26 protein-coding genes are annotated in these 26,401 nt (G+C 73.2%); 15 read left to right on the top strand and 11 right to left on the bottom strand.

Annotation, left to right across the window (positions count from 1 at the left end; translation table 11 throughout):
• Positions 1 to 17 precede the first annotated feature (17 nt).
• The gene (locus tag HD597_RS09215; RefSeq protein WP_253741470.1) at positions 18 to 1,196 is read left to right on the top strand and encodes an MFS transporter; all 1,179 of its coding nucleotides are present in this window, start codon (positions 18 to 20) and stop codon (positions 1,194 to 1,196) included.
• Positions 1,197 to 1,310: 114 nt separating this feature from the next.
• Here HD597_RS09215 and HD597_RS09210 read toward each other — a convergent pair whose 3' ends face one another.
• The gene (locus tag HD597_RS09210) at positions 1,311 to 1,754 is read right to left on the bottom strand and encodes a MarR family winged helix-turn-helix transcriptional regulator (RefSeq protein ID WP_253741468.1); all 444 of its coding nucleotides are present in this window, start codon (positions 1,752 to 1,754) and stop codon (positions 1,311 to 1,313) included.
• A 103-nt stretch (positions 1,755 to 1,857) separates the two neighbouring features.
• Here HD597_RS09210 and HD597_RS09205 point away from each other — a divergent pair, with 103 nt between their 5' ends.
• Genes HD597_RS09205 through HD597_RS09190 form a run of 4 tightly spaced genes read left to right on the top strand, consistent with a single transcriptional unit; the run spans position 1,858 to position 3,698 of the window.
• A complete protein-coding gene (locus HD597_RS09205) occupies positions 1,858 to 2,214 on the top strand; it encodes a DMT family transporter (RefSeq protein ID WP_253741466.1) in 357 nt (118 codons plus the stop codon).
• 29 nt (positions 2,215 to 2,243) lie between these two features.
• Positions 2,244 to 2,564, top strand: coding sequence for a DMT family transporter (locus HD597_RS09200; RefSeq protein ID WP_253741464.1), 321 nt, complete (start codon positions 2,244 to 2,246; stop codon positions 2,562 to 2,564).
• Positions 2,565 to 2,566: 2 nt separating this feature from the next.
• Positions 2,567 to 3,043, top strand: a complete 477-nt coding sequence (locus HD597_RS09195; protein ID WP_253741463.1) for a nucleoside deaminase — start codon at positions 2,567 to 2,569, stop codon at positions 3,041 to 3,043.
• 13 nt (positions 3,044 to 3,056) lie between these two features.
• Positions 3,057 to 3,698, top strand: a complete 642-nt coding sequence (locus tag HD597_RS09190) for a DsbA family oxidoreductase (protein WP_253741461.1) — start codon at positions 3,057 to 3,059, stop codon at positions 3,696 to 3,698.
• Between the two features lie 155 nt (positions 3,699 to 3,853).
• On the opposite strand, the gene HD597_RS09185 is transcribed toward HD597_RS09190, so the two are convergent.
• From HD597_RS09185 to HD597_RS09175, 3 genes are all read right to left on the bottom strand, one after another.
• Positions 3,854 to 4,810 (bottom strand): sporulation protein, encoded by a 957-nt coding sequence (locus HD597_RS09185; protein ID WP_253741460.1) that lies wholly within the window; start codon positions 4,808 to 4,810, stop codon positions 3,854 to 3,856.
• Between the two features lie 48 nt (positions 4,811 to 4,858).
• Entirely contained in the window at positions 4,859 to 5,653 is a 795-nt protein-coding gene (locus HD597_RS09180; RefSeq protein ID WP_253741459.1) for an ion transporter, read from the bottom strand.
• An 83-nt stretch (positions 5,654 to 5,736) separates the two neighbouring features.
• Positions 5,737 to 6,405 (bottom strand): GntR family transcriptional regulator, encoded by a 669-nt coding sequence (locus HD597_RS09175; protein WP_253741458.1) that lies wholly within the window; start codon positions 6,403 to 6,405, stop codon positions 5,737 to 5,739.
• 278 nt (positions 6,406 to 6,683) lie between these two features.
• Here HD597_RS09175 and HD597_RS09170 point away from each other — a divergent pair, with 278 nt between their 5' ends.
• From HD597_RS09170 to HD597_RS09160, 3 genes are read left to right on the top strand one after another with little or no spacing between them, the layout of a single operon-like run.
• Entirely contained in the window at positions 6,684 to 8,015 is a 1,332-nt protein-coding gene (locus tag HD597_RS09170; RefSeq protein ID WP_253741457.1) for an MFS transporter, read from the top strand.
• 6 nt (positions 8,016 to 8,021) lie between these two features.
• A complete protein-coding gene (locus tag HD597_RS09165) occupies positions 8,022 to 8,927 on the top strand; it encodes a dihydrodipicolinate synthase family protein (protein ID WP_253741456.1) in 906 nt (301 codons plus the stop codon).
• Positions 8,924 to 10,060 carry a mandelate racemase/muconate lactonizing enzyme family protein gene (locus HD597_RS09160; protein ID WP_253741455.1) on the top strand — a complete coding sequence of 379 codons (1,137 nt, stop codon included), beginning with the start codon at positions 8,924 to 8,926 and terminating at the stop codon, positions 10,058 to 10,060. The genes HD597_RS09165 and HD597_RS09160 overlap by 4 nt, the downstream gene beginning before the upstream one ends.
• Before the next feature lie 200 nt (positions 10,061 to 10,260).
• Here HD597_RS09160 and HD597_RS09155 read toward each other — a convergent pair whose 3' ends face one another.
• Positions 10,261 to 11,640 (bottom strand): glycoside hydrolase family protein, encoded by a 1,380-nt coding sequence (locus HD597_RS09155; protein ID WP_253741454.1) that lies wholly within the window; start codon positions 11,638 to 11,640, stop codon positions 10,261 to 10,263.
• A gap of 98 nt (positions 11,641 to 11,738) precedes the next feature.
• Positions 11,739 to 13,526, bottom strand: a complete 1,788-nt coding sequence (locus tag HD597_RS09150) for a glycoside hydrolase family 15 protein (protein ID WP_253741453.1) — start codon at positions 13,524 to 13,526, stop codon at positions 11,739 to 11,741.
• 111 nt (positions 13,527 to 13,637) lie between these two features.
• Between HD597_RS09150 and HD597_RS09145 the strand changes: the two genes are divergently transcribed.
• Together HD597_RS09145 and HD597_RS09140 are read left to right on the top strand one after the other, a co-directional pair.
• A complete protein-coding gene (locus tag HD597_RS09145; RefSeq protein ID WP_253741452.1) occupies positions 13,638 to 13,886 on the top strand; it encodes a hypothetical protein in 249 nt (82 codons plus the stop codon).
• A 34-nt stretch (positions 13,887 to 13,920) separates the two neighbouring features.
• Positions 13,921 to 15,396, top strand: coding sequence for a S8 family serine peptidase (locus tag HD597_RS09140; protein ID WP_253741451.1), 1,476 nt, complete (start codon positions 13,921 to 13,923; stop codon positions 15,394 to 15,396).
• A gap of 102 nt (positions 15,397 to 15,498) precedes the next feature.
• Here the strand turns inward: HD597_RS09140 and HD597_RS09135 are convergent, their stop codons facing one another.
• Positions 15,499 to 16,695 (bottom strand): SGNH/GDSL hydrolase family protein, encoded by a 1,197-nt coding sequence (locus tag HD597_RS09135; RefSeq protein WP_253741449.1) that lies wholly within the window; start codon positions 16,693 to 16,695, stop codon positions 15,499 to 15,501.
• Between the two features lie 141 nt (positions 16,696 to 16,836).
• Between HD597_RS09135 and HD597_RS09130 the strand changes: the two genes are divergently transcribed.
• Both HD597_RS09130 and HD597_RS09125 read left to right on the top strand, forming a co-directional pair.
• Positions 16,837 to 17,484: a TetR/AcrR family transcriptional regulator gene (locus HD597_RS09130; RefSeq protein WP_253741447.1), complete on the top strand. Its 648-nt coding sequence runs from the start codon at positions 16,837 to 16,839 to the stop codon at positions 17,482 to 17,484.
• Between the two features lie 132 nt (positions 17,485 to 17,616).
• On the top strand, positions 17,617 to 19,746 hold the full coding sequence (locus HD597_RS09125; RefSeq protein WP_253741445.1) for a SpoIIE family protein phosphatase: 2,130 nt from the start codon (positions 17,617 to 17,619) through the stop codon (positions 19,744 to 19,746).
• Here HD597_RS09125 and HD597_RS09120 read toward each other — a convergent pair whose 3' ends face one another.
• Positions 19,747 to 20,109, bottom strand: coding sequence for a hypothetical protein (locus HD597_RS09120; RefSeq protein WP_253741444.1), 363 nt, complete (start codon positions 20,107 to 20,109; stop codon positions 19,747 to 19,749).
• A gap of 109 nt (positions 20,110 to 20,218) precedes the next feature.
• Between HD597_RS09120 and HD597_RS09115 the strand changes: the two genes are divergently transcribed.
• From HD597_RS09115 to HD597_RS09105, 3 genes are all read left to right on the top strand, one after another.
• Positions 20,219 to 20,974, top strand: coding sequence for a serine/threonine-protein kinase (locus HD597_RS09115; RefSeq protein ID WP_253741442.1), 756 nt, complete (start codon positions 20,219 to 20,221; stop codon positions 20,972 to 20,974).
• Positions 20,971 to 21,810, top strand: a complete 840-nt coding sequence (locus HD597_RS09110; RefSeq protein WP_253741440.1) for a hypothetical protein — start codon at positions 20,971 to 20,973, stop codon at positions 21,808 to 21,810. The genes HD597_RS09115 and HD597_RS09110 overlap by 4 nt, the downstream gene beginning before the upstream one ends.
• Positions 21,811 to 22,113: 303 nt before the next feature.
• Positions 22,114 to 22,887, top strand: coding sequence for an FHA domain-containing protein (locus tag HD597_RS09105; RefSeq protein WP_253741438.1), 774 nt, complete (start codon positions 22,114 to 22,116; stop codon positions 22,885 to 22,887).
• A gap of 15 nt (positions 22,888 to 22,902) precedes the next feature.
• On the opposite strand, the gene HD597_RS09100 is transcribed toward HD597_RS09105, so the two are convergent.
• From HD597_RS09100 to secD, 3 genes are all read right to left on the bottom strand, one after another.
• Complete coding sequence (locus HD597_RS09100; protein ID WP_253741436.1) at positions 22,903 to 23,583, bottom strand: response regulator transcription factor; 681 nt, start codon at positions 23,581 to 23,583, stop codon at positions 22,903 to 22,905.
• Positions 23,584 to 23,596: 13 nt separating this feature from the next.
• A complete protein-coding gene (locus HD597_RS09095) occupies positions 23,597 to 23,983 on the bottom strand; it encodes a VOC family protein (RefSeq protein ID WP_253741434.1) in 387 nt (128 codons plus the stop codon).
• A gap of 146 nt (positions 23,984 to 24,129) precedes the next feature.
• Positions 24,130 to 26,373, bottom strand: coding sequence for a protein translocase subunit SecD (secD, locus tag HD597_RS09090; protein ID WP_253741433.1), 2,244 nt, complete (start codon positions 26,371 to 26,373; stop codon positions 24,130 to 24,132).
• Positions 26,374 to 26,401 lie beyond the last annotated feature (28 nt).

The following is a 26,401-nucleotide window of genomic DNA, read 5'->3' as shown; positions in this document are numbered from 1 at the left end:
GGGCAAGACGGGATCAAATGGGCGAGTCAGCAGCCAAGGGGAACCGGCGTTACGCGATGGCGGTGCTGCTGGCCCACTCGGCCACCACGCAGATCGTGACGTTCGTGCTGCGGCCCACGATGTCGTACCGGGCGATCGAGCTGGACGTGCCCGCGGCGTGGCTGGGCGTGCTCGGCGCGAGCTTCGCCCTCGCCCCGCTGCTGCTGGCCCTGCCCGCCGGGCACGCCGCCGACCGGTACGGCGAGCGGCGCATGGCCGTGGCGGGGGCGCTCACGCTCACCGCGGCCGGGGCCGCGTTCCTGGCGTTCGGCGACACGGTGCCCGGCCTGATCGCGGCAGGGATCCTGCTCGGCACGGGGCACCTCGGCTGCGTGATCGCCCAGCAGGCGCTGGTGGCCAACACCACCGGGCGCGGCGGCCACGACACCGCGTTCGGCCGCTACACGTTCGCGGCGTCGCTGGGCCAGGCGGCCGGCCCGGTGCTGATCTCCGCGTTCGGCGGCGACCGGGCGATCCCCGACACCGGGCAGATCTTCCTGTGGTCGTGCGGCCTGGCCGTGCTGCTCGTCGCGCTTTCGGTGCCGCTGCCCCGCAGCCCCCGCCCGGAGGCCGGGGATCGGGAGGCGGCCGGCGGCATGCGTTCCCTGCTGCGCCGGCCCGGGCTCGCGCACGCCCTGGTCACCAGCTGCGTCGTGCTGGCGGCCGTGGACATCACGCTCGTCTACCTGCCGGCGCTCGGCACCGAGCACGGGCTCACCGCGGGCACGATCGGCCTGCTGCTGACCGTCCGCGGCCTGGCCTCCATGGTGTCGCGCTTCTTCCTCGGCCGGCTGTCGCGGGCGCTGGGGCGGCGCAGGCTGCTGGTCGCCGGCACGGTCGCGGCGGCGGCGGCCATGCTCGTCACTCCCCTGCCGATGCCGCTGTGGCTGCTGGTGCCGGTGCTGGTCGTCCTCGGGTTCGGGCTGGGGGTGGGGCAGCCGATGACCATGTCGTGGCTGGCGGAGTCGGCGCCGCCCGGGCTGCGCGGGCGCGCGATGTCGCTCCGCCTGGTCGGCAACCGCACGGGGCAGCTCCTCCTGCCGGGGGCGGCGGGGCTGGTGGCGGCCGGGACGGGGGCGGCGGGGGTGCTCATGATCACGGCGCTCGGGCTGGGGTGGGCCGGCGTGGCCGCCCGCCGCCTGCCCGTGGACGGCTGACCACCGCTGCCGCCTTCGCCCGCCGCCTGCCCGTGGACGGCTGACCACCGCTGCCGCCTTCGCCCGGCACCCGCCCGGGAACGGCCGACCACCTCCGCCCGGGCCGGAGGAGGGTCAGCGGGCGGTGGTGAGGCCCAGCGTCGTCAGGGCGGTGGCCAGGTGCGGGTCCGCCTGCCCCGCTTCCTTCAGCGCGGCCTCCAGGGTCTCCTCGTAGGTGCGGCCGGCCTCGGCGTACCTGGCCCGGCCGGTCTCGGTGATGACCGTGTAGACGCCGCGCTTGTCGTCCGGGCACAGGTCGCGGTAGGCGAAACCGGCCGCGTTCAGCCGCGCCACCAGGCGGGTCACCGAGCTCTGGTTGAGCCCGACCTTGTCGGCCAGCTCCTGCATGCGCAGCTCGGCGGTGGGGGAAGCGGCGAGGTGGCCGAGCGCGCGGAACTCCGACAGGCCGATGCCGTGCCTGCGCTGCAGCGCTGTGGCGAGCCTGCCTTCCACGAGGGAGTGCAGCAGGAGCACGTGCTGCCAGGTGTCGGCGACGGGTGGGGCGGCTGTGTGATCCATGGGACCTCTTCGTGCTCGGAACCGGCTTGACAGAAGCATACATGTACATGCAACATTTTGCTCGCCAGCAAGTATTTGTACGTACATGCATATAGGAGTCTCGATGGCCTGGATCTACCTGCTCGTCGCAGCCGTCTTCGAGGTGGTCTTCGCCCTGGCCACCAACGCCACCGAAGGGTTCACCCGGCTGGGGCCGTCCCTGCTCACGGCCGCCGCGGCAGGCGCCGGGATCTTCTTCCTGAGCCTGGCGCTGAAGACCCTGGACGTCGGCGTCGGCTACACCATCTGGACCGGCATCGGCTCGGTCGGCACCGTCGTCCTCGGCACCCTGATCTTCGACGAGCAGCTGACCCTCTGGAAGGCCCTGGCCTTCGTCCTGATCATCGGCGGCGTCCTGGGCCTCAAGCTCGCCGACCGCTCAGCGTCCGCCGAGACGTCCGCCGAGCCGTCCGCCGCCTGACAACCCCCTCATCCCCAAGGAGCCTCATCATGGCCTGGATCTACCTGTCCGTCGCGATCGTCTTCGAGATCGGCTTCGCCCTCGGCACCAACGCCACCAGGGGCTTCACCCGCCTGTGGCCGTCGGTCTTCACCCTGCTGTCGGCGGCCGGCGGCATCTTCACCCTCAGCCTGGCGCTCAAGACGCTGGACGTCGGCGTCGGCTACACCATCTGGACCGGCGTCGGCTCCATCGGCACGGTCATCCTCGGCGCCCTCATCTACAAGGAGAAGATCACCCCGGCCAAGCTCGCCTCGTTCGCCGCCATCATCGGCGGCGTCGCCCTCCTCAAGATCGCAGCGGGGATCTGACCGTGACGCGGAACGCCACTCGGCCCGCCTGGCTCCCCGAGCTGCTGGCCCAGGCCGTGTCCCTGGCCACCGCCGAGGTCCACGCCGGCGGCATCCCGTTCGCCGGGCTCGTCGTGGACGGCACAGGCGCGGTGCTCGGATCGGGCGTCAACCGGGTCCGGGCGCACCGCGACCCCACCGCGCACGCCGAGATCGTCGCCCTGCGCGCCGCCGCCCGCGATCACGGGCCCCACGCCCTGGCCGGGGCCACGCTGCTCGCCTCGGGCGAGCCCTGCCCGCTGTGCTACGTGACCGCCCTGTGGTCCGGCATCGGCCGGATCGTCTTCGCCGCCGACCGGCACGCCGCCGCGGCCGCCGGATTCGACTACGCCTCCTCCTACGACCTGTTCGCCGTCCCCGTCGAACAGTGGCGGCTGTCCCCGCTGCATCTCCCCGTCGACGGCGCCCGGGAACCGTTCGACGCCTGGCTCGCCCGCTGAAAGGGATCCTCGCATGACCGTACGCATCAAGGTCTGGTCCGACTACGTCTGCCCCTTCTGCCTGCTGGCCGGGCAGCCGCTCGCCGAGGCCACCGCCGGCCGCGACGTCTCCGTCGATTGGATGCCGTTCGAGCTGCGGCCCGAGCCCGTCCCGACGCTGCGCCCGGAGGGCGACTACCTGCGCGGCATCTGGTCACGGGTGGTCTACCCGATGGCCAGGTCCATGGGCGTCGGCATCCGGCTGCCGGACGTCTCGCCGCAGCCGTACACGCGCCTGGCCTTCGAGGGCTACCAGTTCGCCAAGGAGCACGACCTGGCCGGCGCCTACCACGACCGCGTGCTGCGGGCCTTCTTCGAGGACGGGCTCGACATCGGCGACCTGGACGTCCTGGAGCGGCTCGCGGGCGAGGCCGGCCTGTCCGCCACCGACTACCGCGCCGCGCTGGAGGGCGGCCGCTACGCCCGGGCCCACCGGGCGGCGCTGGCCGAGGCCGCCGCGCACCGCATCACGGCCGTCCCGACGATCCTCGTCGAGGACATCCGGATCGAGGGCATGCCCACCCGGGCCGGGCTGCACGAGGCCATCGACAGGGCCGCGGCCCGGCAGGGCGACCGCCTGGCGTCAGGCGCGGCCTGCTCGATCGACGGCTGTTGAGGGCCGCGGGCACAAGCGCCGCCTCGCGGGCCCGGCTCCGGCGGGGGCGCGACCCTGCCACAGACCGGCCGGGGCGTGACCCCGGCCACGGACTGGGCGGAGGCGTGCCCCGGCCACGGGCCGGCCGTGGCCGGGGCGCCGGAAGCGCGGTGGGGTTACCAGTCGCCGCCCTCGAAGAACTCCTCCACGACCTCCTCGACCACCTCACCGGCCACGAGGCCGCCCACCACACCGGCCGCGCCGGCCGCGACGACCATGCCCATGCCGGGCCCGCCGTGGTGGCCGTGGTGCTCGTCGTGGTGGCCGTGGTGGCCACCGTGATGACCGCCGTGGTGGCCGCCGCCGTACTGGGAGAGGCCGTCGAGCCAGCGCCCCAGCTCGCCCGCCCAGTCCGTACGCAGCGCGTCCTCATGGCTGACGTGGAAGCGGCCGATGGCGTCGCTGGAGGAGTAGCGGCCGGTGCGCTTGTCGGCCTCCAGCACCACCTCCAGGCCCGCCGGGTCGGCGACGAAGGTGACCTCGATCTCGCCCACCCGCCCCGCGTACTGCCCGGTCGGGTAGAACTCGATCTCCTGGTAGAACGGCAGCTCCTGCCGCACGCCGCGCAGGTGGCCCGCCTCCAGGTCGGCCGACTTGAAGGCGAAGCCGAGCTGCAGGAACGACTCCAGGATCCGCAGCTGCGACGGCAGCGGCTCCACGGCCACCATGTCGAGGTCGCCCTTGTCGACGGCCTTGGCGATGGCCAGCTCGGTGCGCACGCCCACGGCCATGCCCCGCAGCGGCCCGCCGGCGATCTCGCTGATCGGGGTCTCCCACGGGACCGGGATCCGGAAGTCGACGGTGCGCTCCTCGCCCTTGCGCAGGGTGAAGGGGCCGGAGACGCGCATGCTGCCGAACTCGCTGAGCCCGGCGCCCTCGCCGTCGCCGTGCTCGATCTCGACCCGCGCCACGAGGCCGAGGGTGATGTGCTCGATCTCGGCGTCGAAGTCGCCGCCCTTGAGCCGCACCTCTCCTTCCAGCGTGCCGCCCGGCCGGGTACGCGGCGTGGACAGCACGGTGTCCACCGATGGCGCGCCTACCCCGAACGCACCCAGCATCCTCTTGAAGACCACGGCTCTTGTTCTCCTGTCGAGCGAAGATCGGAACGTGTGACGCCCGCGTCAACGATCGGCCGCGGAGCGGAGTTCCTCCGGGCGCTCACGGATGAGGAGCTGGTCCAGCTTGGCGTTCACCGCGGCCAGCTCCTGCTTGACCGCTTCGAGCTCCGGCGGGGTGTCGCCCTCCTCGTTCATGGCGTTGACCACGACCGCGATGAACAGATTGAGCGCCACGAACGTGGACATGAGGATGTAGACGATGAAGAAGATCCACGCCCACGGCTTCTGCTCCATGACCTCCTGGGCGACGTTCCCCCAGTCGTCCCCGGTCATGATCTGGAACAGCGTGAACAGCGAGCGCGGCAGCTCGTCGAAGCGCTCGGGCACGATGTCGCCGAAGAGCTTGGTGGCGATGACCGCCGCGATGTAGATCATCAGCACCAGCAGCCCGATGATGGAGGCCATGCCGGGCACGGCGGCCAGCAGCGCGCCGACCACGCGGCGCATGCTGGGCACGGCCGAGACCAGCCGCAGCGCCCGCAGGATGCGCAGCGCGCGCAGCACGGACGTGGGGCCGGAGGCCGGGATGAGCGCGACGGCGACGATGATCGCGTCGAACCAGTTCCAGGGGTCCCTGAAGAACGCCCTGCGGTAGGCGTACAGGCGGGCGGCCAGCTCCACGGTGAAGACGGCCAGCGCGACCCGGTCGATGGCGTGCAGCAGGCCGCCGGCCCGCTGCATCAGGTACGCGCTGGTCTCGCAGCCGATGGTGATCGCGTTGACGACGATGACCAGGATGACCGCCCGCTGCACGAGACGGCTCTCCAGGATGGCCCGTACGCGTTCTTGCCCAGACAACGGACTCCCCTCCGAATGATCGTTGATCATCGTAGGGACGTGCCGGGCCCCGGCTCCCGGCAAAGATCAGGCTGAGAGATGGATCACAGGCCGCCGCTCTCCCTGACCCGCTCGACGAACCGGCACACGTGCTCGCGCAGCAGCCGCGCGGCCTCGGCGGCGGAGCCCGACTCGGCGGCCCGCAGGATCTCGCGGTGCTCGTCGGCCTCCGCCTCCCAGGTGGGGACGCGCTCCCAGGCCGCCGCGGAGATGAGCGCGGTCTGGTCGCGCAGCGAGTCGAGGGTGCTGACGAGCAGCGGGTTGCCGCAGCCGGCGTAGAGGGCGCGGTGGAAGTCGCGGTTGGCGAGGCTGCGGTCGGCGCGGTCGGCGGCGGTGTCGGCGCGGCGCAGGGCCTCGGCGGCCGGGCTCAGGTCGGCCCCGCGCTCGACCGTGCGGGTGACGGCCTCGGGCTCCAGCAGCAGGCGCAGGTCGTAGACCCACTCCATCAGCGCGTCGTCCACCGCGCGCACGGTCGCGCCCTTGTACTCGCTCATCGTCACCAGGCCCGCGCCCGCCAGCGTCTTGAGCGCCTCGCGCACGGGTGTCTTGGACACGCCGAGCTGCTGGGCGAGCTCGGTCTCGACGAGCTGGCGGCCGGGCGGGAGCGCGCCGGTCAGGATCGCGTGCTTGATCGCCTCCAGGACGACCGTGCCCCGTGAAGACAGCGATCTGGGCTGGCCGGAGAAGACCGGGGACGCCATGACCTCACTCATGACATGAAAGATATCGTACATCGCATCTCGTATATGACCGCTCTTTTGCGTTACAGTCGCGTGAATTAGGACTTGAAGAAAACTCACCTGAGGAGGCCCGTAACCCGAGCCGTCCGGTGTGGCCCGCGGCCACGGACCACACCGGCGAAGACGGCTCCGTTCATCGCACACCCGGACCGGACGGATCCCCGTCAGGACGCCGTTGGCGCGGCGGCCGGCGGGCTCGCGAGCCGGCGGTCCGGCGTGACCACTGCACTGACCTGCAGCCTGGAGCTTGAATGCAGTCTAACTCCGCAACACCCGCCCCTGCCGTGCCCGCGACGGCGCGACGCGCACGGTCCCGACTCCGCTGGACGATCATCACCCTGTCGGGCCTCGGCCTGACCATCGCCTACCTCGACCGCTCCGCCCTCAGCGTCGCCAGCACCTACATGCAGGACGACCTGGGCTTCGACCAGACCACGAAAGGGATCCTGCTCAGCTCGTTCTTCTGGACGTACGCGATCTTCCAGCTGCCCTCGGGATGGCTGCTCGACCGCTTCGGCCCCCGCCTCATCTACCCGATCGCCGTCGTGTGGTGGTCGTTGTGGACGGCCGCGACGGCCCTGGCCCACGGCGTCGGCACGCTGCTGCTGACCCGGCTCGGCCTCGGCATCGGCGAGGCTCCCGTGCAGCCGGCCAACATCAAGGTGGTCGCCACCTGGTTCCCGCGCAGGGAGCGGGCGCTGGCCTCCAGCCTGTTCGACACCGGGCAGCAGGCCGGCGTGGCCCTGTCCGTGCCCGTCGTGACCGCGCTGATCGCCGCCTTCGGCTGGCGCGCGGCGTTCGTCGTGATCGGCGTGGTCGGCATGCTGTGGGTGATCGGCTGGTGGATGATCTACCGCTCGCCGCGTGAGCATCCCCGCATCTCCCAGGCCGAGCTCGACTACATCGAGGGCGGCGACGCCGCCGTGCCCGAGAGCGGCCCGCGGGTGCGCTGGGTGGAGCTGCTGCGCTACCCCACCGTCTGGGGGCTGGTGCTCGGCTACGTCTGCCGCTCGGCGACGGGCGCGTTCTTCCTCACGTGGTACCCGAGCTACCTGGTCGAGGACCGCGGCTTCACGATCCTGGAGCTGGGCGTGTTCGGCTCGATCCCGTCGCTGCTCGCGGTGGGCGCCACGATCGCGGGCGGCGCGTTCTCCGACTGGCTGGTACGCCGCGGCGTGCCCATCTCCCGTGCCCGCAAGCTGCCCATCATCACCGGCATGCTGCTGGCCTCGACGATCGCGCTGACCACGTTCGTGGACGGGAACGTGGCCGTGCTGGTGCTGCTGTCGATCAGCAACTGCGCCCACTCCTTCGCCGGCGCCGCCATCCTCAGCCTGCCCGCCGAGGTCGCCCCCGCCCCCTCGGTGATCGGCTCGGTCGCCGGCTTCCAGAACTTCGGCTCGCAGATCGGCAACATCATCAGCCCGATCCTCATCGGGTTCTTCCTGACGATGAGCGGCAACTCGTACACGGGCCCGATGGTGTTCGCCGGGGTGATGGCCATCCTGGGCACACTGATCTACGGCTTCGTGGTGAAGGTCCGGCCGCTGAACGAGAACATCCCCGCAGAGAGCAGAGGTTGAGCACAGGTGCAGTCCCTGACCGAGATCCTGAACGACGTCGCGGCCGTCACCGTGACGCCCTTCGACGCGGGCGGCGCCGTCGACCTCGGCGCGAACGCCGAGCTGGTGCGCCGGCTGGTCGGCGCGGGCGTGAAGGTGATCACGCCCAACGGCAACACCGGCGAGTTCCACGCGCTGACGCCGGACGAGCGGCGCCGGGTGCTGGAGTCCACGGCGGCGGCGGCCGGTGACGGCGCGATCGTGCTGGCCGGCGTCGGGCTCGACGCGTTCTCGGCGGCCGAGGCCGCCCGGCACGCACGCGACCACGGCGCCCGCGCGGTGATGGTGCACCAGCCGGTGCACCCGTACGTGGCGGCCGAGGGCTGGGTGGACTACCACCGGCAGATCGCCGAGGCCGTGCCCGACCTGGGCGTGGTGCCGTACATCCGCAGCCCGCGGATCACCGGCCAGGAGGTGGCGCGGCTGGGCGAGGCGTGCCCGAACGTGGTCGGAGTCAAGTACGCGGTGCCCGATCCGGTGAGGTTCGCGTCGGTGGCGCGGGATGCCGGGCTGGAGCGGTTCGCGTGGTTGTGCGGGCTGGCGGAGCCGTACACGCCGGCGTACTGGGCGGTGGGCGCCCGCGGCTTCACCTCCGGGCTGGTCACCGCGGCGCCGGAGCTGACGCTGCGCATGCGCGACGCGTTGCGGGCCGGCGAGTACGCCGCCGCGATGGAGGTGTGGGAGCTGATCAGGAGGTTCGAGGAGCTGCGCGGCGCGGACTCCTCCGCCGACAACGTGGCGGTGGTCAAGGAGGCCCTGGCGCAGCTCGGGCTGTGCCGCCGCGACGTGCGCCCGCCGAGCCGGGCGCTGCCGGCCGCCGTACGGGAGGAGGTGGCCGCGATCCTGGCCGCCTGGCAGGAGGGAGCAGCATGAAGATCACCGCGTTGCGGACGTACATGCAGCGGGTGGACGTCCGCCCGCGCCTGCTGGTGAAGGTGGAGACCGACGAGGGGGTGTCCGGCTGGGGCGAGGCGTACAACCACGGGCCCGACCACGCGCTGATCCCCGTCCTGGAGTACATGTTCCAGCAGATCGAGGGCGTGGACCCGCGGCGGGTGGAGTACGTCGTGCGGCGGCTGCTGCAGGAGGCGAGGTTCCCGCCCGGCGCGATCGGGCTGGCCGCCATCGCGGCCATCGACCAGGCGTTGTGGGACATCTCGGGCAAGGCGGCGGGGCTGCCGGTCTACATGCTGCTCGGCGGCAACGTGCGCGACCGCGTGCCCGTCTACTGCGGCGTCTACACCGCGCCGGACCCGGCCGCCTGCCGCGACCTCACCCAGGAGATGCACGACCGGTACGGCTTCACCGCCTTCAAGCTCAGCCCGTACCGCCGCGACCTGTACGCGGGCCGCTGGGGCAACGTGGTGAGGGAGGCGGCCGGCTACTTCGCCGAGATCCGCTCGATCCACCCGGTGGAGTGGGAGTTCGCCTTCGAGGCGCACGCCCGCATCTTCGAGCCGCGCCAGGCGATCCAGCTCGGCAACGCGCTGGCCCCGTACGACCCGCTGTGGTTCGAGGAGCCGATCAGGCCCGAGTACATCCCGGCCTGGGGGCACCTGCGCTCCCAGCTCGACGTGCCGCTGGCCACCGGCGAGTCGCTGTTCCTGCCGCAGGACTTCCTGGCCCTGCTGACGGCGGGCGGGGCCGACATCGTGCAGCCGGACGTGTGCGTGGTCGGCGGGCTGGCGCAGATGCGCAGGATCGCCACGATCGCGGAGACGCACTACGCGAGCGTGGCCCCGCACAACCCGATGGGGCCGCTCGCGACGGCCGTGAACGTGCACTTCGCCGCCGCGCACCACGGGCTCAAGCTGGTCGAGTACAAGCCGTGCGAGACCACCTGGTGCCCGGACCCGTACCTGCCGGTGGACGGGTACCTGGAGCTGCGGCCCGACCGGCCCGGCTGGGGAGTGGAGATCGACGAGTCGGTGCTGGGGACCGACGACTACGTGCGCTGGGAGCGCGTGTTGCCGATCCGGCCCGACGGCTCGACCGGTTATGTCTGATCTCACCACTCGAAGCGCTCGCTGAACAGCCGGTCCGCCGGCACCCCGTGCGCCCGCAGCTCCGCGACCATGCCCGCCACGAAACCGGGGCCGCCGCAGACGAAGTACGCGGCGGCCCCGGGGGCGTCGCGGCCACCGCCGGGAGCGTGGCCGACCGGCCGTACAGGAGCTCGGCCCCTGTCGCGGCGGCCGGGCGACGGTCAGCGGCCGCTCCACTTGATCTCGTACGCCTTGAGCGTGTACTCCTTGCCGTCCACGGTCGTGGTGACGTCACCGTCGGTGGTGTTGACCAGCAGGAGCTGCTCCGGCTGGGCCAGCACCCTGACCCCGGGCTCGGAGGAGGCCACGTCGTCGAGCGGCGCACCGGCGGGGAACCACTTGACGAAGCTTTCCAGGAGCTGCCCCGTCTTCGTCTCCGACCCGCTCTTGGGGTCCCACAGGCAGCCCCGGCACGCGCCCTGCTTGGCCTGCGGGTTCCAGTAGAGCGCGGTGGCGGCGCCGCTGGACGCGAAGGCGATCATGGAGGCGGCCTGCACGGCCAGCCGCTTGGGCTCCGCCCAGTTCGTGCTGCCGTCCTCGGGCTCGTAGTACCACTCCGACCACCAGATCGGCATGTCGCCGGTCTTCTCGCGCAGCCACTTGGTGACGTCGGCGAACTTGGCCACCGCCCCGAACTCGTCCGGCAGCAGCTCGTGCGCGTCGGTGACCGAGGCGCCGTCCACGACGATGAAGTCGGCGCCCTTCTTGTTCTCGAACCAGTAGTTGAAGGCGTCGAGCACGTTCTGGTTGACGACCCCCCAGTCGCCGCGCAGCTCCGTGTCACCGCCGGCGTTGCTGTCGAAGCCGATGTACGGGCCGCCGATCCGGGCGTCGGGCCGCACGGCCTTCACCGCGTCGTAGACCTTGTTGTACATCTCGGTGTAGCCCTTGAAGTCCGCGGGCTTGGAGTGGTCCTTCCAGAAGCCCTTGAACTCGTTCCACACCATGAAGTACTTGACGTCCTTGTACCGCTCGGCGACCGCCGCCGACAGCTTGGCGAAGTCGTCGAAGAACTCGGGGTACGGCGCGTCCTCCAGGTGCTCGGCCCAGGCCGAGTCCGCCGTGGGGCCCTCGGGGCCGCCCTTCATCCAGTCGGGCGCGCAGCAGAGCGTGATCACCGGAGTGGCCTTGGACTGCCGCATGAGGTTCATGCGGCTGTCGAGGTCCTCCCAGTAGTACTTCCCGGGGTACGGCTCGGGGTTCAGCGCGCCGAAGCCCATGATGTGCTGGTTCTGCAGCATCGGCGTGCCCGCCAGCCGGCCGGCGACGACCTGCTCGAACTCGCGGGTGACGTTGTTGGCGCTGACGCCCGTGTGCGTGAAGCCCCAGCGGGGCCAGCCCTCGTCCACCTTCGGCGGGGTCGCCGCCGGGCTCGCGGCCTGCGCCTGCGTCTGCGGCGCGGCGCTGGTCTGCTGCGGCGCCGGCGGTCCCTGCTGTGTCCCGCCCATGGTGCCGCAACCGGCCATGACCACGGCCGTCGCGGTGACCCCCATCACCCGGCCGAGCCTGCGCCAGAACGATCCCCCGCTAGTCGTTGCCACCCGATTCTCACCTGATCCCAACTCTGTGCATGCCGCTCGTAGCGTTCCATGCGTTGGCTTAGGCGGACATCTTGGGGGACGACTTTCACAGGTAATCGTTATCGTCGCGTGTTCGAGGGCTGGGAATCGGGATCCAGCGCCGCGGCGGTGGTCACGACGGCCAGGTGGCTGTAGGCCTGAGGGAAGTTCCCGACCTGGCGGCGGTGCGCGGTGTCGTACTCCTCCGACAGCAGCCCGACGTCGTTGCGCAGGCTCAGCAGCCGCTCGAACAGCTCGCGCGCCTCCTCGCCCCTGCCGAGCAGCGCCAGTGCGTCGGCCAGCCAGAACGAGCAGGCCAGGAACGTGCCCTCGCCGCCGGTGAGCTCGTCGAGGTTGTCCAGGTCGTGGCGGTGGCGCAGCACCAGGCCGTCCCTGCCGAGCTCGCGCCGCACGGCCTCGACGGTACCCGCCACCCGCGGGTCGGACGGCGGCAGGAAGCCGAGCCTGGGGATGAGCAGCAGCGCCGCGTCCACCCCGCGCGAGCCGTAGAACTGGGTGAACGTGTTGTTCTCGGCGTCGTAGCCGTGCTCGCACACCTCGCGGTGGATCTCCTCGCGCAGCGCCTTCCACCGGTCGGCGGGGCCCGCGTGGTCGCCCGACTCGGCGGTGCGGACCATGCGGTCGGCGGCGACCCAGGCGAGCACCTTGGAGTGGGTGAAGTGGCGGCGGGGCCCGCGGATCTCCCACAGGCCGTGGTCGGGGTCGCGCCAGTGACCCTCCAGGTAGTCCATGAGGGAGCACTGCAGGTCCCACGCGGCGTCGTCGTGGTAGAGGCCGGCCCGCCTGCCCTGGTAGAGGCAGTCCAGCACCTCGCCGTAGACGTCGAGCTGCACCTGGGCGTACGCGGCGTTGCCGATGCGCACGGGGCGGGAGGCCTCGTACCCGCCCAGCCAGTCCGCCCGCCACTCGGGGATGCGGCGGGTGCCGTCGAGCGTGTACATGATCTGCAGGTCGGCCGGGTCGCCGGCGACCGCGCGCAGCAGCCAGTCGCGCCAGGCCCTGGCCTCGTCCTCGAAACCGGCCCGCAGCAGGGCGCGCAGCGTGAACGACGCATCGCGCAGCCAGCTGTAGCGGTAGTCCCAGTTGCGGCTGCCGCCGATCTCCTCGGGCAGCGACGTGGTGGGTGCGGCGACCAGGCCGCCGGTGGGCGCGTAGGTGAGCGCCTTGAGGGTGAGCAGGCTGCGCCGCACGGCCTCGCCGTACCTGCTGTCCGCCTGGTACGCGCAGTCGCGCAGCCAGCCGGTCCACGTGCGCTCGGTGTCCTCCAGCGCGGTGAAGGCGTCCACCCTGGCGGGGCGGGGCAGCCACGACTGCTGCCAGGTCAGCACGAACGGCAGCCGGTCGCCCGCCGAGACGGCGAAGCTCGCCGTGGTGGTGCCCGCGCTCTCGTCGAGCGGCACGGGCGCGTCCAGCCAGGCCGAGTCGGGGCCGGCCACCGCCGCCAGCTCTCCGCCGTCCTGGCGGGTCCACGGCACGACGCTGCCGTAGTCGAAGCGCAGCGCCAGCTCCGTACGCATCTCGACCCGGCCGCGCACGCCCTCGACGATGCGGACGACGTCGGGCGCCTCCACGCGCGGCGGCATGAAGTCGAGCACCCGCACGCACCCGCCGTCCGCCTCCCACGTGGTCTCCAGGACGAGCGTGTCCTCCCGGTAGCGGCGCTCGGCCGTGGCCCGCTCGTCGGCGGGGGCCAGCAGCCAGCGGCCCGCGCGCGGCTCGTCGAGCAGCGCGGCGAAGCAGGCCGCCGAGTCGAACCTGGGCAGGCACAACCAGTCGATGGAGCCGTTCCTGCCCACGAGGGCGGCGGTCTGCATGTCGCCGATCAGCGCGTAGTCCTCGATCCGCATCGGTGCACCCCCTGGTCGGTCTAGTGCCCCGGCTCCCCGGGATGGAACGCAGGGGTTATCCCTGAGTCGCCCCCGGTGTCGCGAACGTGGAGCGGGGTGGACCCTGGGGACATGGCCGCTGAGGGTGACATTCTCCCGGCCGAGGTCGAAGCGGTGCCCGGCCGCCAAAGCCAGGTGGCCGCCGCCCTGACCCGCCTCGGCTTCAAGGTGCTCCACATCGGGACGACGATCAGCGTGAGCGCGCCCAGGGAGGTCTGGGAGCAGGCGTTCGGCCTGCCCCAGGTGGAGGTTCCGGGGGAGCTGGGCGAGCTCGTGGTCGGCGTGCACTTCGCGGAGCCGCCGGATCTGCACGCCCCATGACGGCCGTTCCGGTCTTCTCTCGCAAAGGAGCGACATGACCACGATGACCGAGCGCCGGGAGGACACCGTCTACTTCGAGGCGGCTCTGCGACCGGACAGCGGGGCCTCGATGTTCGCCGAGTCCTCCGCCACTCAGAACGCCGGCCTGGACGAGCTCAGGCCCGCCCCGGGGCTGGCCGAGCGCACCGCGAACGCGTTACAGGCCAAGGGCTTCACCGTACGGCACGTCGGGACCTTCTCCATCAGCGCCGAAGGGCCGAGGTCGCTGTGGGAGAGCACCTTCCGCACGCACGTCGAGGTGCGCCAGGCCGAGCTGGAGGGCCGCCCGCCGGACGTGACCGCCACCGCGGGAGCCCAGGTGCCCTACCTCGCGCACGTGAGCGGCGAGGCGTTCACGATGCCGCAGGACCTGGAGCCGTACATCGAGCGCGCCTACCCGCAGCCGCCCCCGCGCTTCTTCGCCTCCCCCATCCCGCCGCGGGTGAGCTACCACCACCTGCGGGTGCCCGACGACGTGGCGCTCCTGCTGCGCTCGCACCCGGTGCACGACCGCGGCATCACCGGCAGGGGCGTGCTGGTCGCGATGGCCGACACCGGCTTCTACCGGCATCCCTTCTACGACCACCACGGCTACAACTACAACGCCACCCTCGCCCCCGACGCGACCCGCGTGCAGCACGACGAGCACGGGCACGGCACCGCCGAGGCGGCGAACATCTTCGCCAGCGCCCGCGACGTCGACTTCGTCGGCGTCAAGATGGGCGCCAACGCCACGCTCGCCTTCAAGGCGGCCTCCGACCTGTCGCCCGCCGTCATGACCAACAGCTGGGGCTACCACCTGCCCGGCCTCGACACCCTGCCGAACTTCCTGCGCCCGCTCGAACTGGCGGTCGTCGAGGCGGTGCGCGACCGCGGCGTCACCGTCTGCTTCTCCGCGGGCAACGGGCACGTCGCCTTCCCGGGGATGATGCCCGACGTGATCTCCGTCGGCGGGGTCTTCGTGGACGAGACGCAGGTCAACGGCGAGTTCAGGATGGAGGCCTCCGACTACGCCAGCAGCTTCGACAGTCTCATCTACGCCGGGCGGCACGTGCCCGACGTGTGCGGGCTGGTCGGCAAGACGCCGCGGGCGATCTACATCATGCTGCCCGTCGAGCCGGGCGACGAGATCGACAGCAGCCTGGCGGGGCCCGGCTACCCGGCCAAGGACGGCACGGCGCCCGACGACGGCTGGTGCGTGATCAGCGGCACCAGCGCGGCCTCTCCCCAGGTGGCCGGGGTGTGCGCGCTGCTCAAGCAGGCGCAGCCCGGGCTCTCGCCCGACCTGGTCAAGGCCATTCTCAAGGCGTCGGCGCGCGACTGCGTCGAGGGCAAGAGCGCGATGGGGCAGGTGGCCGGCGACGGCTACGACGGGCCGACGGGGGCTGGGCTGGTGAACGCCGAGGCGGCGTACCGGCTGGCCCGCTCGGTCACCCCGCGCAACCTGCACACGCTCCCGCCGCCCCGCTGACCGCCCGTGCGGCATCCTCCGCGCGCCCGCCGTCCCGGCGGGCGCGCGTCGGCGCTCCGGCCCGGTGCAGGGCTCGGGCGCCCGCTCTCCGGCCGTGGCGGCTCAGCGGAACAGCGTGAGCGGGACGGCCTCGGCCAGCGCGCGGTAGCCCGCCGGGCTGAGGTGGAGGTGATCGCCCTCGTCGTAGGCCGCCGACAGGCGGCGCGGCTCGGCCGGGTCGCGCACGGCCGCGTCGAAGTCGATCACCGCGTCGTACGGCCCCCCGTCGCGGATCCACGCGTTGACCGCCTGCCGGGCCTCCTCCCGGTGCCCCTCGGGGTCGTCGTACGGGTCGCTGCCCCCGAACGGCGTCAGCGTGGCCCCGTACACGAGCAGGTCACGGGCGCGGGCCCGGACGGCGATCTGCTCGTAGGCGGCGAGCAGCTCCGCCACCACCTGCCGCTGGGCGGCCCGGGTGGCCGGCGCGGTGCCGAGGTCGTTGACGCCCTCGAACACGAGAAGCCAGCGAGCGCCGCTCTGGGCCAGGACGTCCCGGTCCAGCCGGGCCAGGGCGCTCGGGCCGAGCCCGTCGTTCAGCACCCGGTTGCCGCCGGCGCCCTGGTTGGCGACGGCGATGCCGGGCGGGAGCCGGTCGAAGAGCCGGTCGGGCCAGCGGTCGTTGGCGTTGGTGGTGGAGCCCCGGCCGTCGGTGAGCGAGTCGCCCAGCAGGACGAGCGTCGCCGCGCCCGGCTCGGACCGGACCTCGACTCCGCTGAGGAGGTACCAGTGGTCGACGGGGGTGGCGGAGGGCAGGTCGGCGGCGTCCACGTGGTCGCCGGTGGCCAGGTGGGAGGTGGTCCTGGAGCCGGGGTGCGAGGTGAGGGCGGAGGAGGCCAGGCCGTGGTCGAGGTGGACGGTCACGGTCAGCACCGCGCCGGGGCGCACGTCGAGCTCCAGCGGGTCGGACACGACGTGCGCCCCGACGGGGACGGTCGCGCAGGCGCGGCCGGAGAACGTCACCGGCCGGGACGTCTCCGGCCGGATGCCGCTCACCCCCGCGCAGCCGCCACGCGGGAGCGCCACGGCCACGCGGGTGATCGGGAGCGGCGCTCCCCCGAACGCGTTGGACAGCCGCAGCCGCAACCGGTGGCCGCCCAGCGAAACGCGCAGCGTCTGCCGCAGCGTGGTGTCCGCCAGGGTGAGGCCCTCCTTGGCGTACGGCGGGGGCGGCATGTTGTCCGGCTCGGTGAGCTGGGGCATCGCCGTCCACGTGGTGACCCAGCGGCCGGTCGGCGGGCTGGACGGGGGCGACAGGGACATCAGGGCGGCTCCACTCGATAGGCGAAACTTTCGGCACGATAGCGAACGTTTCGCAGCCCCCTCCGCCCGGGTCACGGTTTTTACCGGCACTTGTCGATCAAGTCATAGGTCCGGCGGCCCTTCGCGCCTAGGGTCGCCACCATGGACTCTGCAGGCGGCGACGGGCGGGAGCTGATTCTGCGGACCGCCACCAGGCTGTTCGCCGCGCTCGGCTACGACAACTCCTCCGCCGCGCAGGTCGCCGAGGCGGCCGGGGTGAGCCAGGAGGAGCTCGGCGCCTACTTCACCGGCAAGCGCGAGCTCTACCTGACGGTCATGGAGCAGGCCCGCAACCTGCTGGCGGAGGCCATCACGCCGCGGGTCGACGCGCTGATGGCGGCCCCGCCCGAGCGCAGGTCCCGGGCGCTGCACGACTTCATCGACGGCTACCTCGACTTCTGCATCGCCCATCCGGAGATGCCCGCGCTGTGGATGCACCGCTGGCTGTCCGACGCCAGCGACATCGTCGACCTGGAGGCCGAGAACGCCCAGCCGCTGACGCAGTACATCGTGGAGGGCGTCGACACCCTGGCCGAGTCGGCCGGCGCGGACCCGGTGCACACCACGTACACGATGGTCTGGTGCATCCACGGCTTCGTGCTCAGCGGGGTGCTGAACGGGAGCGGCTACCGGCGCGGCGTCGAGGACCAGGACCAGTTGCGGCGCTTCCGCGACCACATGCACCTGCTGCTCGGCCGCGCCCTGGAACTGCCCGACTCCCGGGCCGGGGAGCCCACGCCCAGCCCTTAGGAGCGCGCCCACCTCTTCACACATATTGGCGGAACGTAACCAAATCACTACGCGTTCACGTGTAACCTGCCCGTATGGGAGGTTTCGCGTGGATGGCACGCTCACCGTACGTGAGCGGAGCCTGCTGAGGCGGTGCGGGAGGAGGACGTCCCGGCTCCTGGCGCGGCGAACGGCTCGTCCCGCCTGGACAAGCTGCTGACCGAGGTCGTCGTCAGCTCCGGCGCGCACATCGGCGCCGTCTACCTCCTGGACGACACCGGCCAGATCCTGCAGATGGCCGCCGAGATCGGGCTGCCCGCGCCGATCGCCAGGGCCTGGTCCAGGGTCAGGACGAAGGACCCGGTGCCGATCTCCGTGGCGGTCCGCGAGCGGCGGCTGATCTGGATCAGCGGGCGCGAGCACCTGGCCCGCGAGTTCCCCGCGGCGGCGCTGGCGCTGCCGTACCCGTTCGCGGCCGTCCTGTCCCCCATCTGCTCCGACAGCGGGGTGCGCGGCGGGTTCATGCTGCTGTGGCCGGCCGGGCAGGACTCCGAGCTCCCCCGCCGCCAGCGCGACATCATCGACAGGGCCTGCGCCGCGATCGGCGACCTGGTGCAGGAGTCCGCCCGGCACGGGCGGCCGATCAGGGCCGGCTCCCAGCCGCGCCTGCTCGGCCCGCGGCCCGTGCGCCCGGCGGACCCGCGGGCCGACCTCGTCGCCCTGGAGTGCCTCAACCGGCTGCCCGAGGGCTACTGCATGCTGGACGTGGAGGGGCGCGCGACGCTGGTCAGCGCCCCGGCCGCCGACCTGCTCGGGCTGGCGCCGTCCACGCTGCTCGGCAGGCGCCTGTGGGAGGTGCTGCCGTGGCTGGCCGACCCTTCGTACGAGGACCGCTACCGCGCCGCCGTGATCGGCCGGCAGACCACCCAGTTCGCCACCCACGGCCCCGACGGCCGTCAGCTGACGTTCTGCCTGTATCCCGGGCTGACCGGCATCACCCTGCGCATCACGCCCGGCGCGGCGCCCCGCGGCTCCTCGCCCGCCCCCGCCACCGGCGACGACCACACGCTGCGGGTCGTCGCGGTGCACGAGATCCTGCTCCTGGCCACCGCGCTGGCCCGGGCGGTGACCGCCCAGGAGGTGCTGGACCTGGTCGCCGACCACGTCATGCCCGTCTACAACGTGCAGGCGCTGGCCATCCTCACCTCCAAGGGCGGGCGGCTGCGGGTCGTCGCCTCGCGCGGCTACAGCCGGCGGGCCATCGACGAGTTCGACGGCCGGCCCGTCATCCCGGTCGCGCCCACCGGCCGGCCGTTCGACCCGGGCAAACCGGCGTTCTTCTCCAGCTGGGACCAGTTGCGCGCCGCCTACCCGGACGCGATCCGCTCCGACGACATGTGCGCCTGGGCGTTCCTGCCGCTGGTCACCTCGGGCCGGCCCATCGGCACGTGCATCCTCGCCTACGACCGGCCGCACCGGTTCAGCACCCAGGAGCGGGCCACGCTCACCGCGCTCACCGGGCTGATCGCCCAGGCCTTCGAGCGCGCCCGGCTCTACGACGTCAAGCACCAGCTCGCGCAGTGCCTGCAGTCGAGCCTGCTGCCCCACGAGCTGCCGCGGATCCCCGGCCTCGACGTGGCCGCCAGATACGTCCCCGCCACCCCCGGCATGGACATCGGCGGCGACTTCTACGACCTGATCCGCCTCGGCGACAACAGGGCCGCGGCCGTCATCGGCGACGTGCAGGGGCACGACGTGACCGCCGCCGCGCTCATGGGCCAGGTGCGCACCGCCATCCGCGCCCACGCCGCGGCCGGCGGCAGCGCGGGCGACGTGCTCGCGCACACCAACCGGCTGCTCGTCGAGCTCGCGCCCGACCGCTTCACCAGCTGCCTGTACGTCTGCTTCGACCTGGCGCGGCACACCGCGTGCGTGGCCAGCGCCGGGCACCTGCCCCCGGTGCTGGGCAGGCCCGGCGCCCCGGCCCGGGTCGTCGACACCTCCCCCGGCCTGCTGCTCGGCATCGACCCCGACGCCGAGTACGCCACCACCACCCTGCCCATGGAGCCCGGCGCGGTCATGACCCTCTACACCGACGGCCTCATCGAGGAGCCGGGCCGCGACCTCGGCGACGCCATCGCCGCCCTGGCCGGCCGCTTCGCGCCCGCGCCCGGCCAGCCCCTGCACGACCTGGCGGAGACGCTCATCGAGCCGGCCACGATCGAACGGCGCACGGACGACATCGCCGTGCTGCTCCTGCGCGACACGTTCGGCGAGCCGTGATCAGCGCCGGGCGGTCAGCCGCAGCACCGCCTTCCCGGGCGACAGCGAGACCACGCGCACACCGATGTCGTTGACCGAGCCCGTCGAGCCCTCGCCGAGGAACGCCTGCGACATCACCCCCGTCCCGGTGCCCTTCACCCGGACGGTGGTGGAGGTGAACGTGATGGCCAGCCTGGTGATGCCGAAGCGTGAGCTGACCCGGAACGAGACGCCCTTGGTGAGGGTGAGCCTGCACGTGCCGTCGTAGCAGGCGCGCAGGCCGGGCTTGGCGGTGGCGCCGGCGGACGCCGCAGGGGCGGCCAGCGGGACGAGGGCGACGGAAGCCGCCGCTGCCAGCGCGGCGATCCTGATCGTGGGGGGCATGATCCTCCTTGCTCTGCGGTTGTCGGCGCGCCCAGTGTGCGCCGGTCGCGCCGGGACCGGTCCCGGGGAAACGCTGCGTGTCCGAGATCTCACTCGATAGATTCTGGTCGTGCGCTTCGTGCAACGGTGGCCCCGGCCGGAGGGAGCACGACCGGGCACGACCGTGGACGGCGCGGCAGGCGCCGGCCGGCTGTGGGCCGAGGCGCGGGCCCTGGCCAGGTTCAGCCATCCGCACGTCGTCACCCTCCATCACGCCGTGCGGGGCCGGGCGGCCTCGTGGCTGGTGATGGAGCACGTGCCGGGCGGGAGCCTGGAGGGCCGGCCGGGGCTGGCGCCGGGGGTGGCGGCGCGGATCGGGGCCCAGCTCGCCGGCGCGCCGGCGGCCCTGCACGCCGAGGGCGTCGTGCACTGCGACATCAAGCCGGGCAACGTGGTCGTCACCGGCGACGGGGCCGCCAAGCCGGCCGACTTCGGGGCGGCGTACCGGGTGGGCGGGGTCGAGACGATCACCCCGAACAGCGCGGTCGGTTACACGCCGGACTACGCGGCGCCGGAGGTGGTGCGCGGGCAGCCGGAGCCCGCGTCGGACGTGTTCTCGCTCGGCGCCACGGTGTACGCGCTGGTCACCGGCGAGCCGCCCCGCAGACGCGAGCGCCGGCCCGGGCACGCCGGAGAGGCCGGGCTGGAACGCCCGGCTGATCCCGTGGAGGCGTTCGTCTCCGTGCGGGAGGCCGCCCGAGGGGCCGTGACGCTGGACGCCGGCCTGGGGCCGCTGGTCGGGGTGCTGGCGGCACGGAGAGCGGGCGGGTCGCAGGGCGCACGCCTTCGGGCAGCCCGCGAACGTCACCACCCGCCCAGGACGTGATCGGCGACCGGCGCACCGCCGACCCCTGCGCGCTGCTGCGCCCCGCCGCGCTCGGCCGGTTCGGCAGGACCGAGCTGGATCCCGACTACGGCAACTTCGACCGCTGCGACGTCCTCGTCAGCCCCCCGTCCGACGCGGTCGTGGACGTCAGGGTGGACCTCGACCTCGACCCGCCACCGGAGCAGGCGAAGGCGACCAGGACCACGGGCATCGTCACGGTCGTCGCGGACCCGGGCGAGAGCCACGCGTGCAACCGCACGCTGGTGCTCGAAGGCGTCGCCGACATGACGATCACGGTCACGGCCAAGCGCGACGACGACGGCGAGGCGCCACTGTGCGAGATCGCCGACGCGGCCACCGCCGACGCCGTGCGCACGCTCAACCAGGGCCCGCTCGCCCGCCGCTCCCCCGGCTTCCCCGCCGGTTCCCTGGCCCGGCAGGACGCCTGCACCCTGCTGACCGCGCGGGCCCTGGAGGTCGTGCCCGGGATCGACGCCGCCGACCCGGATCGCGGCTACGGCGGGTGGGACTGCGAGTGGGAGAGCACCACGAGCGACATCTGGCTGGACCTGACGTTCGACCGGGGCGGGCCGCCGGACGCGGCGGGCGGGACGTCCACACGGCTCAACGGGCTGCCCGCCTACATCCGGCCGGCGAGCGAGGGCGACGGCGCCTGCCTGGTGCAGGTCGTCCACCGCACCTACGCCGACGTGCACGGCCGGACCGCCGCCGAGACCCTGCTCGTCCTGGTGGGCGGGTCCCGCCCGGCGGAGCGGCTGTGCCGGATGGCCACCCACCTGGCCGGCGCGGCGACGGCCCGCCTGCGCCGCGCATGAGACCGCACGGGGGCGGCCGGGAGCGGCCGGGCGCGCCGCGTCAGGAGCCTCGCGGCAGGCCGCGCACGCTGTGTCCGGGAGGGGCCCGGAGCAGGCGGGGCACGCTGCGCCGGGGAGGCCCCGAGCAGGCGGGCAGGCTGCGCCGGGGAGAGGCCCCGAGCAGGCGGGCAGGCTGCGCCGGGGAGAGGCCCCGAGCAGGCGGGCAGGCTGCTTCCGGGAAGGGTCCCGGGCGGGGCCGGGCAGGATGGAGGCCGCAAGCGCCGGAGGCCCTGGCTGCCGGCAGCCAGGAAAGGGAGGAGTGCGATGGACGTCCCTGACAGCCTCGCCCGAGGTGTCGCGCCCGCCCCGCCGGGCACGCTGCACGCCCGCAGCGTCAACGGCGGCGTCGAGGTGCCGCCCAGGCCGGGCCTGACCGTGCGGTTCGGCAGGGGCGAGCGGCCCGACGTGGACGTGTGCGTCGGGGAGGACGACCTGTGGGTGAGCCGCCGCCACGGCGAGCTGACCTTCGGCAGGCAGCGCTGGTGGCTGCGGAACACCGGCCAGCAGCTCCTGCGGCTCCCCCGGGGCCGCCTGATGCACGCGGCGACCGAGGCGTTCCCGCTGGCGCCCGGCTACACGCCGGTGTTCGTGCGCGGGTCGGGTTTCCGTGAGCACCTGGTGGAGCTGTACGTGACGGGTCACGACGAGGAGCGGGCCCCGCGCCGCCGGGCGGCGACGCTGCCGCCGCGCAGGTGGCCGCTGGACGACGACGAGCGGCTGCTGCTGGTGGTCCTGGGCCAGCGTTACCTGCTGTACGAGGAGGGCCCCCGCCCCCTGTCGTACCGGCAGGCGGCCGAGCAGCTCGCCTACCTGCGCCCCGGCGGCGACTGGCGGGAGCGCAGGATCGAGAACCGGATCGAGACCGTGCGCCGCCGCCTGGACGCGGGCGGCTTCCCGTACCCGCTGACCCACGACAGGACGGCGGGCGGCCCGTCGGACAACCTGCTGCACAACCTGCTGCGCGGGCTGGTGGAGTCGACGACGCTGGTGCCTCCGGACCTCGACCTGCTGGAGGACGAGCAGGACCCCACCGGCTGACGGCCCTCTGGTCCGCTAGGGCTCCCGCAGCATGAAGCCCGATCCGCGTACGGTGTGCAGCATGCGCGGGCCCCCGCCCGCCTCCAGCTTGCGGCGCAGGTGGCCGACGAGCGTCTCCAGCGGGCCGGCGTCGACCTCGAAGTCGTACCCCCAGACACGTTCCAGGAGCAGGGCGCGGGACATGGGGATGCCCGCGTTGCGGGCCAGCACCTCCAGCAGGCCGGACTCGCGCCGCGTCAGGTCGAGCTCCCGGCCGCCGAGGGTGACCCTGCGGGCGGCCGGGTCGAGGAGCAGCGGGCCGACCCTGACGGCGGTGCGCGTGGCCGGGGCGGTGTGGCGCAGGAGGGCGCGCAGGCGCAGGGCCAGCTCGTACAGGTCGAACGGTTTGAGCACGCAGTCGTCGGCGCCCGCCGCGAGGCCTGCCGCGCGGTCGTCCACCTGGTCCCGGCCCGACAACATGAGCACCGGCGCCCGCGTGCCCGCCGCGCGCAGCCGGGAGCACACCTCGACGCCCGACATGCCGGGCATGGTGACGTCCAGCACGATCGCGTCCGGCGGGGACTTGTCCACGCTGTCGAGGGCGAGCGGCCCCGAGTCGACGGTCTCCACGGCGAAGCCCTCCAGGCGCAGCCCGCGCCAGAGGGCGCGCAGGATCGCCCAGTCGTCGTCCACGGCCAGGATGCGGTATGCGGTCATGGGCGCGCTCCGGTCAGCGGGGGTCGCGGCGCAGGGGGTGGTCGGCCGGGACCTGGACCAGGACGATGCGGTGGCCGTCGGGGTCGGCGATCCACGCCTCGATCAGCCCCCACGGCTCCTGGCGGGCCTCGCGCAGGACGGTGACGCCCGCCTCGCGCAGCCGTTCCTCCTCCCGCGCCACGTCGCGCACCTGCAGCCAGAGCCGCATCGCGGGCCCGGCCGCCTCCTGCTCGCAGCCGGAGAGCTCCAGGAACCCCTGGCCCAGGAAGAAGACGACGCCCGGGTGGTCGGGCGGGCCGAACTCGCGGTAGACGGCCAGGCCGAGCGTCTCCGCGTAGAAGCGGCGGCTGCGCGTGGGGTCGCGGGGATGCAACAACACGCGACTGCTCAGCACCTCCATGCCGAACCTGTTCCCCGCGCCGGGTCACGGAAGCCCTCGGATCGGGAAAGCCCGAGATCCGAAAGATCGCCCGACCGGATCGGCGTCTGCGGCCGGGCGCGGGTGCTCCGGCCTCCCGGAACGGGTCGCGGGAGGCCGGATCGCCGTCAGACCACCGCTCCCGAGCCCCGGGGATCCCGGGCGGGGCGGGGCTTGGCCGGCTCGGGGGCCGGGCGGCGGTCGAAGCGGCCGAGCAGGATCGCCGCGGGCCCGGCCACGAACGCGGACGACAGCGTGCCCGTCACGATCCCGGCCACCAGCGCGATCGCGAAGTCCCGCAGCGAGTCACCGCCGAAGGCCATGAGCGCGAGCAGGATGAACAGCGCGCCGAGGCCGGTGTTCACGGTCCGCGGCATGGTCTGCAGGATCGCGCCGTTCACCGCCGCCGACAACGGCTCGCCGCGGCGGGCCGCCCACAGCTCCCTGACCCGGTCGAACACCACCACCTTGTCGTTGACCGAGTACCCGACGACGGTCAGCATCGCGGCCAGGAACACGCCGTCGATCGGCTTGCCCAGCCAGGCGAACAGGCCCGCCACCACGACCACGTCCACCAGCAGCGCCAGCACGGCGGCGGCGCCGAACGTCCACCTGAACCTGACGGCCAGGTAGGCGAGCTGCAGGGCCACGGCCACGCCGAGCGCGACGAGCGCGTTGCGGCGCAGCTCCTCGCCCAGGCTGGGCCCGATGAACTCCTCGCTGCGCTTGGTCACCTCGCCCGCCTCGGCCTCCAGCGCCTGCTCGATGCGGGCGACCTCGTCGAGGCCGAGCCGCGCGGCCCGTACGGAGACGCCGTCGTCGCCCGCCTGCACCACCGCGGTGGGGAATCCGGCGCGCGCGACCGCCTCCCCTGCCGCGTCGGCCGAGATCGGCCTGGAGGTGGCGAACTCGACGAGCCTGCCGCCGGTGAACTCGACGCCGAAGTTCAGCCCGCGCGCCACGAGCCCGGCGACGGCCACCACCGCCAGGCCGCCCGCGATGCCCAGCCAGAGCTTCGCGTGCCGCATGAGCCGCGGGTTCCTGCGGGTCAGCCAGGTCCTGACGGAGCCTGGGGAGCCGAGCCCGGACACGCGTGGCGAGACGCGGCCCATGACGGCCTGGGTGAGCACGCGGGTGATCAGCATGGCCGAGACGAGCGAGGCCAGCACGCCGACGGCCAGCGTCACGCCGAAGCCCTTGACCGGGCCCGACGCCAGCCAGAACAGCAGCCCGGCGGCGATCAGGGTGGTCACGTTGGAGTCGGCGATGGCGCTCCAGGCGTTCCTGAACCCCCGGTCGAGCGCTCCCCGCAGGCCGCGGCCCGGCGCCTGCTGGTACTCCTCCCTGGCCCGTTCGAAGACCAGCACGTTCGCGTCGATGGCCATGCCGATGGCCAGCACGAACCCGGCCAGTCCCGGCAGCGTGAAGGTCGCGCCCATCGCCACCAGCGCCGCGTACGAGATGGCGCCGTAGCAGAGCAGCGCGATCACGGACAGCAGCCCGGCCAGCCGGTAGACGGCCACGATGAACACGGCGGTCAGGACGAGCCCGGCGATCGCGGCCCTGGCGCTGGCGTCGATGGCCGCCGCGCCGAGCGTCGGGCCGACCGTCCGCTGCTCGACCAGGTCGAGCGGCACCGGCAGCGCGCCGCCCTTGATCAGCACGGCCAGGTCGCGCGCCTCCTCGTGGGTGAAGGAGCCGGTGATCTGGGCGCTGCCGCCGGGGATCCCGGCGCCGCACGGGATGGAGGCGTCGAGCGGCGGCGAGGAGATGATCTCCTTGTCGAGCACGATGGCGATGCGGCGCCGGGGGTCGTCCTGCGGCTGGCAGGCCGCGTCGCCGGTGAGCTCGCGCCAGGGCGCCTCCTCGCGGAAGTCGAGGCTCACCCACCAGCCTGGGCCGCGCTGGGGATCGCTCTGCTCGGCGGCGTCCCGCACCCCGTCGCCGGTGATGGCGGCGGGGCCGAGCTTGAGCAGCCCGCCGTTCTCGTCGCGCAGCGCCTCCTTGTCGCCGGGTTCGGCGGCCCCGAGCACGGGGTGGAAGGCGAGCTGCGCGGTACGGCCGATGACCTCGGCGGCCTGGCGCGGGTCGAGCACGCCCGGCAGCTCGACGATGATCCGCCGCTCGCCGGAGCGGACCAGGGTGGGATCGACGACGCCGAGCGCGTCGGCCCGCTGGCGCAGCACGTTGAGCGCGCGGTCGGTGGCGGCGGCGTCGGCCTGGACGGTGGGGGTGCTCTTGGTCTCGAAGACGAGCTGGGTGCCGCCGCGCAGGTCCAGGCCCAGGCGGGGAGCGGCGGCGAGGGTGACGATCAATGAGATCACGATGACGGCGCACGCCGTCACCGCACGCCAGAACGGCGCACGGAACATGGAAGCCTCCACAGGCTTGAGGGAAAAG

This window comes from Nonomuraea thailandensis (assembly GCF_024172165.1).
Lineage (GTDB): Bacteria > Actinomycetota > Actinomycetes > Streptosporangiales > Streptosporangiaceae > Nonomuraea > Nonomuraea thailandensis.
Note: the sequence above shows the minus strand (reverse complement) of the source record. Positions and strands in the feature narration are given on the sequence as shown.

Bases quoted from the DNA above. Each gene is read 5' to 3' on its own strand.
- HD597_RS09150 (WP_253741453.1), bottom strand. From the start codon at position 13,526: ATGCGGATCGAGGACTACGCGCTGATCGGCGACATGCAGACCGCCGCC.
- HD597_RS09105 (WP_253741438.1), top strand. From the start codon at position 22,114: ATGGACGTCCCTGACAGCCTCGCCCGAGGTGTCGCGCCCGCCCCGCCG.
- HD597_RS09215 (WP_253741470.1), top strand. From the start codon at position 18: ATGGGCGAGTCAGCAGCCAAGGGGAACCGGCGTTACGCGATGGCGGTG.
- HD597_RS09205 (WP_253741466.1), top strand. From the start codon at position 1,858: ATGGCCTGGATCTACCTGCTCGTCGCAGCCGTCTTCGAGGTGGTCTTC.
- HD597_RS09190 (WP_253741461.1), top strand. From the start codon at position 3,057: ATGACCGTACGCATCAAGGTCTGGTCCGACTACGTCTGCCCCTTCTGC.
- HD597_RS09120 (WP_253741444.1), bottom strand. From the start codon at position 20,109: ATGCCCCCCACGATCAGGATCGCCGCGCTGGCAGCGGCGGCTTCCGTC.
- HD597_RS09100 (WP_253741436.1), bottom strand. From the start codon at position 23,583: ATGACCGCATACCGCATCCTGGCCGTGGACGACGACTGGGCGATCCTG.
- HD597_RS09145 (WP_253741452.1), top strand. From the start codon at position 13,638: ATGGCCGCTGAGGGTGACATTCTCCCGGCCGAGGTCGAAGCGGTGCCC.
- HD597_RS09210 (WP_253741468.1), bottom strand. From the start codon at position 1,754: ATGGATCACACAGCCGCCCCACCCGTCGCCGACACCTGGCAGCACGTG.
- HD597_RS09170 (WP_253741457.1), top strand. From the start codon at position 6,684: ATGCAGTCTAACTCCGCAACACCCGCCCCTGCCGTGCCCGCGACGGCG.
- HD597_RS09095 (WP_253741434.1), bottom strand. From the start codon at position 23,983: ATGGAGGTGCTGAGCAGTCGCGTGTTGTTGCATCCCCGCGACCCCACG.
- HD597_RS09130 (WP_253741447.1), top strand. From the start codon at position 16,837: ATGGACTCTGCAGGCGGCGACGGGCGGGAGCTGATTCTGCGGACCGCC.
- HD597_RS09135 (WP_253741449.1), bottom strand. From the start codon at position 16,695: ATGTCCCTGTCGCCCCCGTCCAGCCCGCCGACCGGCCGCTGGGTCACC.
- HD597_RS09140 (WP_253741451.1), top strand. From the start codon at position 13,921: ATGACCACGATGACCGAGCGCCGGGAGGACACCGTCTACTTCGAGGCG.
- HD597_RS09200 (WP_253741464.1), top strand. From the start codon at position 2,244: ATGGCCTGGATCTACCTGTCCGTCGCGATCGTCTTCGAGATCGGCTTC.
- HD597_RS09175 (WP_253741458.1), bottom strand. From the start codon at position 6,405: ATGAGTGAGGTCATGGCGTCCCCGGTCTTCTCCGGCCAGCCCAGATCG.
- secD (WP_253741433.1), bottom strand. From the start codon at position 26,373: ATGTTCCGTGCGCCGTTCTGGCGTGCGGTGACGGCGTGCGCCGTCATC.
- HD597_RS09160 (WP_253741455.1), top strand. From the start codon at position 8,924: ATGAAGATCACCGCGTTGCGGACGTACATGCAGCGGGTGGACGTCCGC.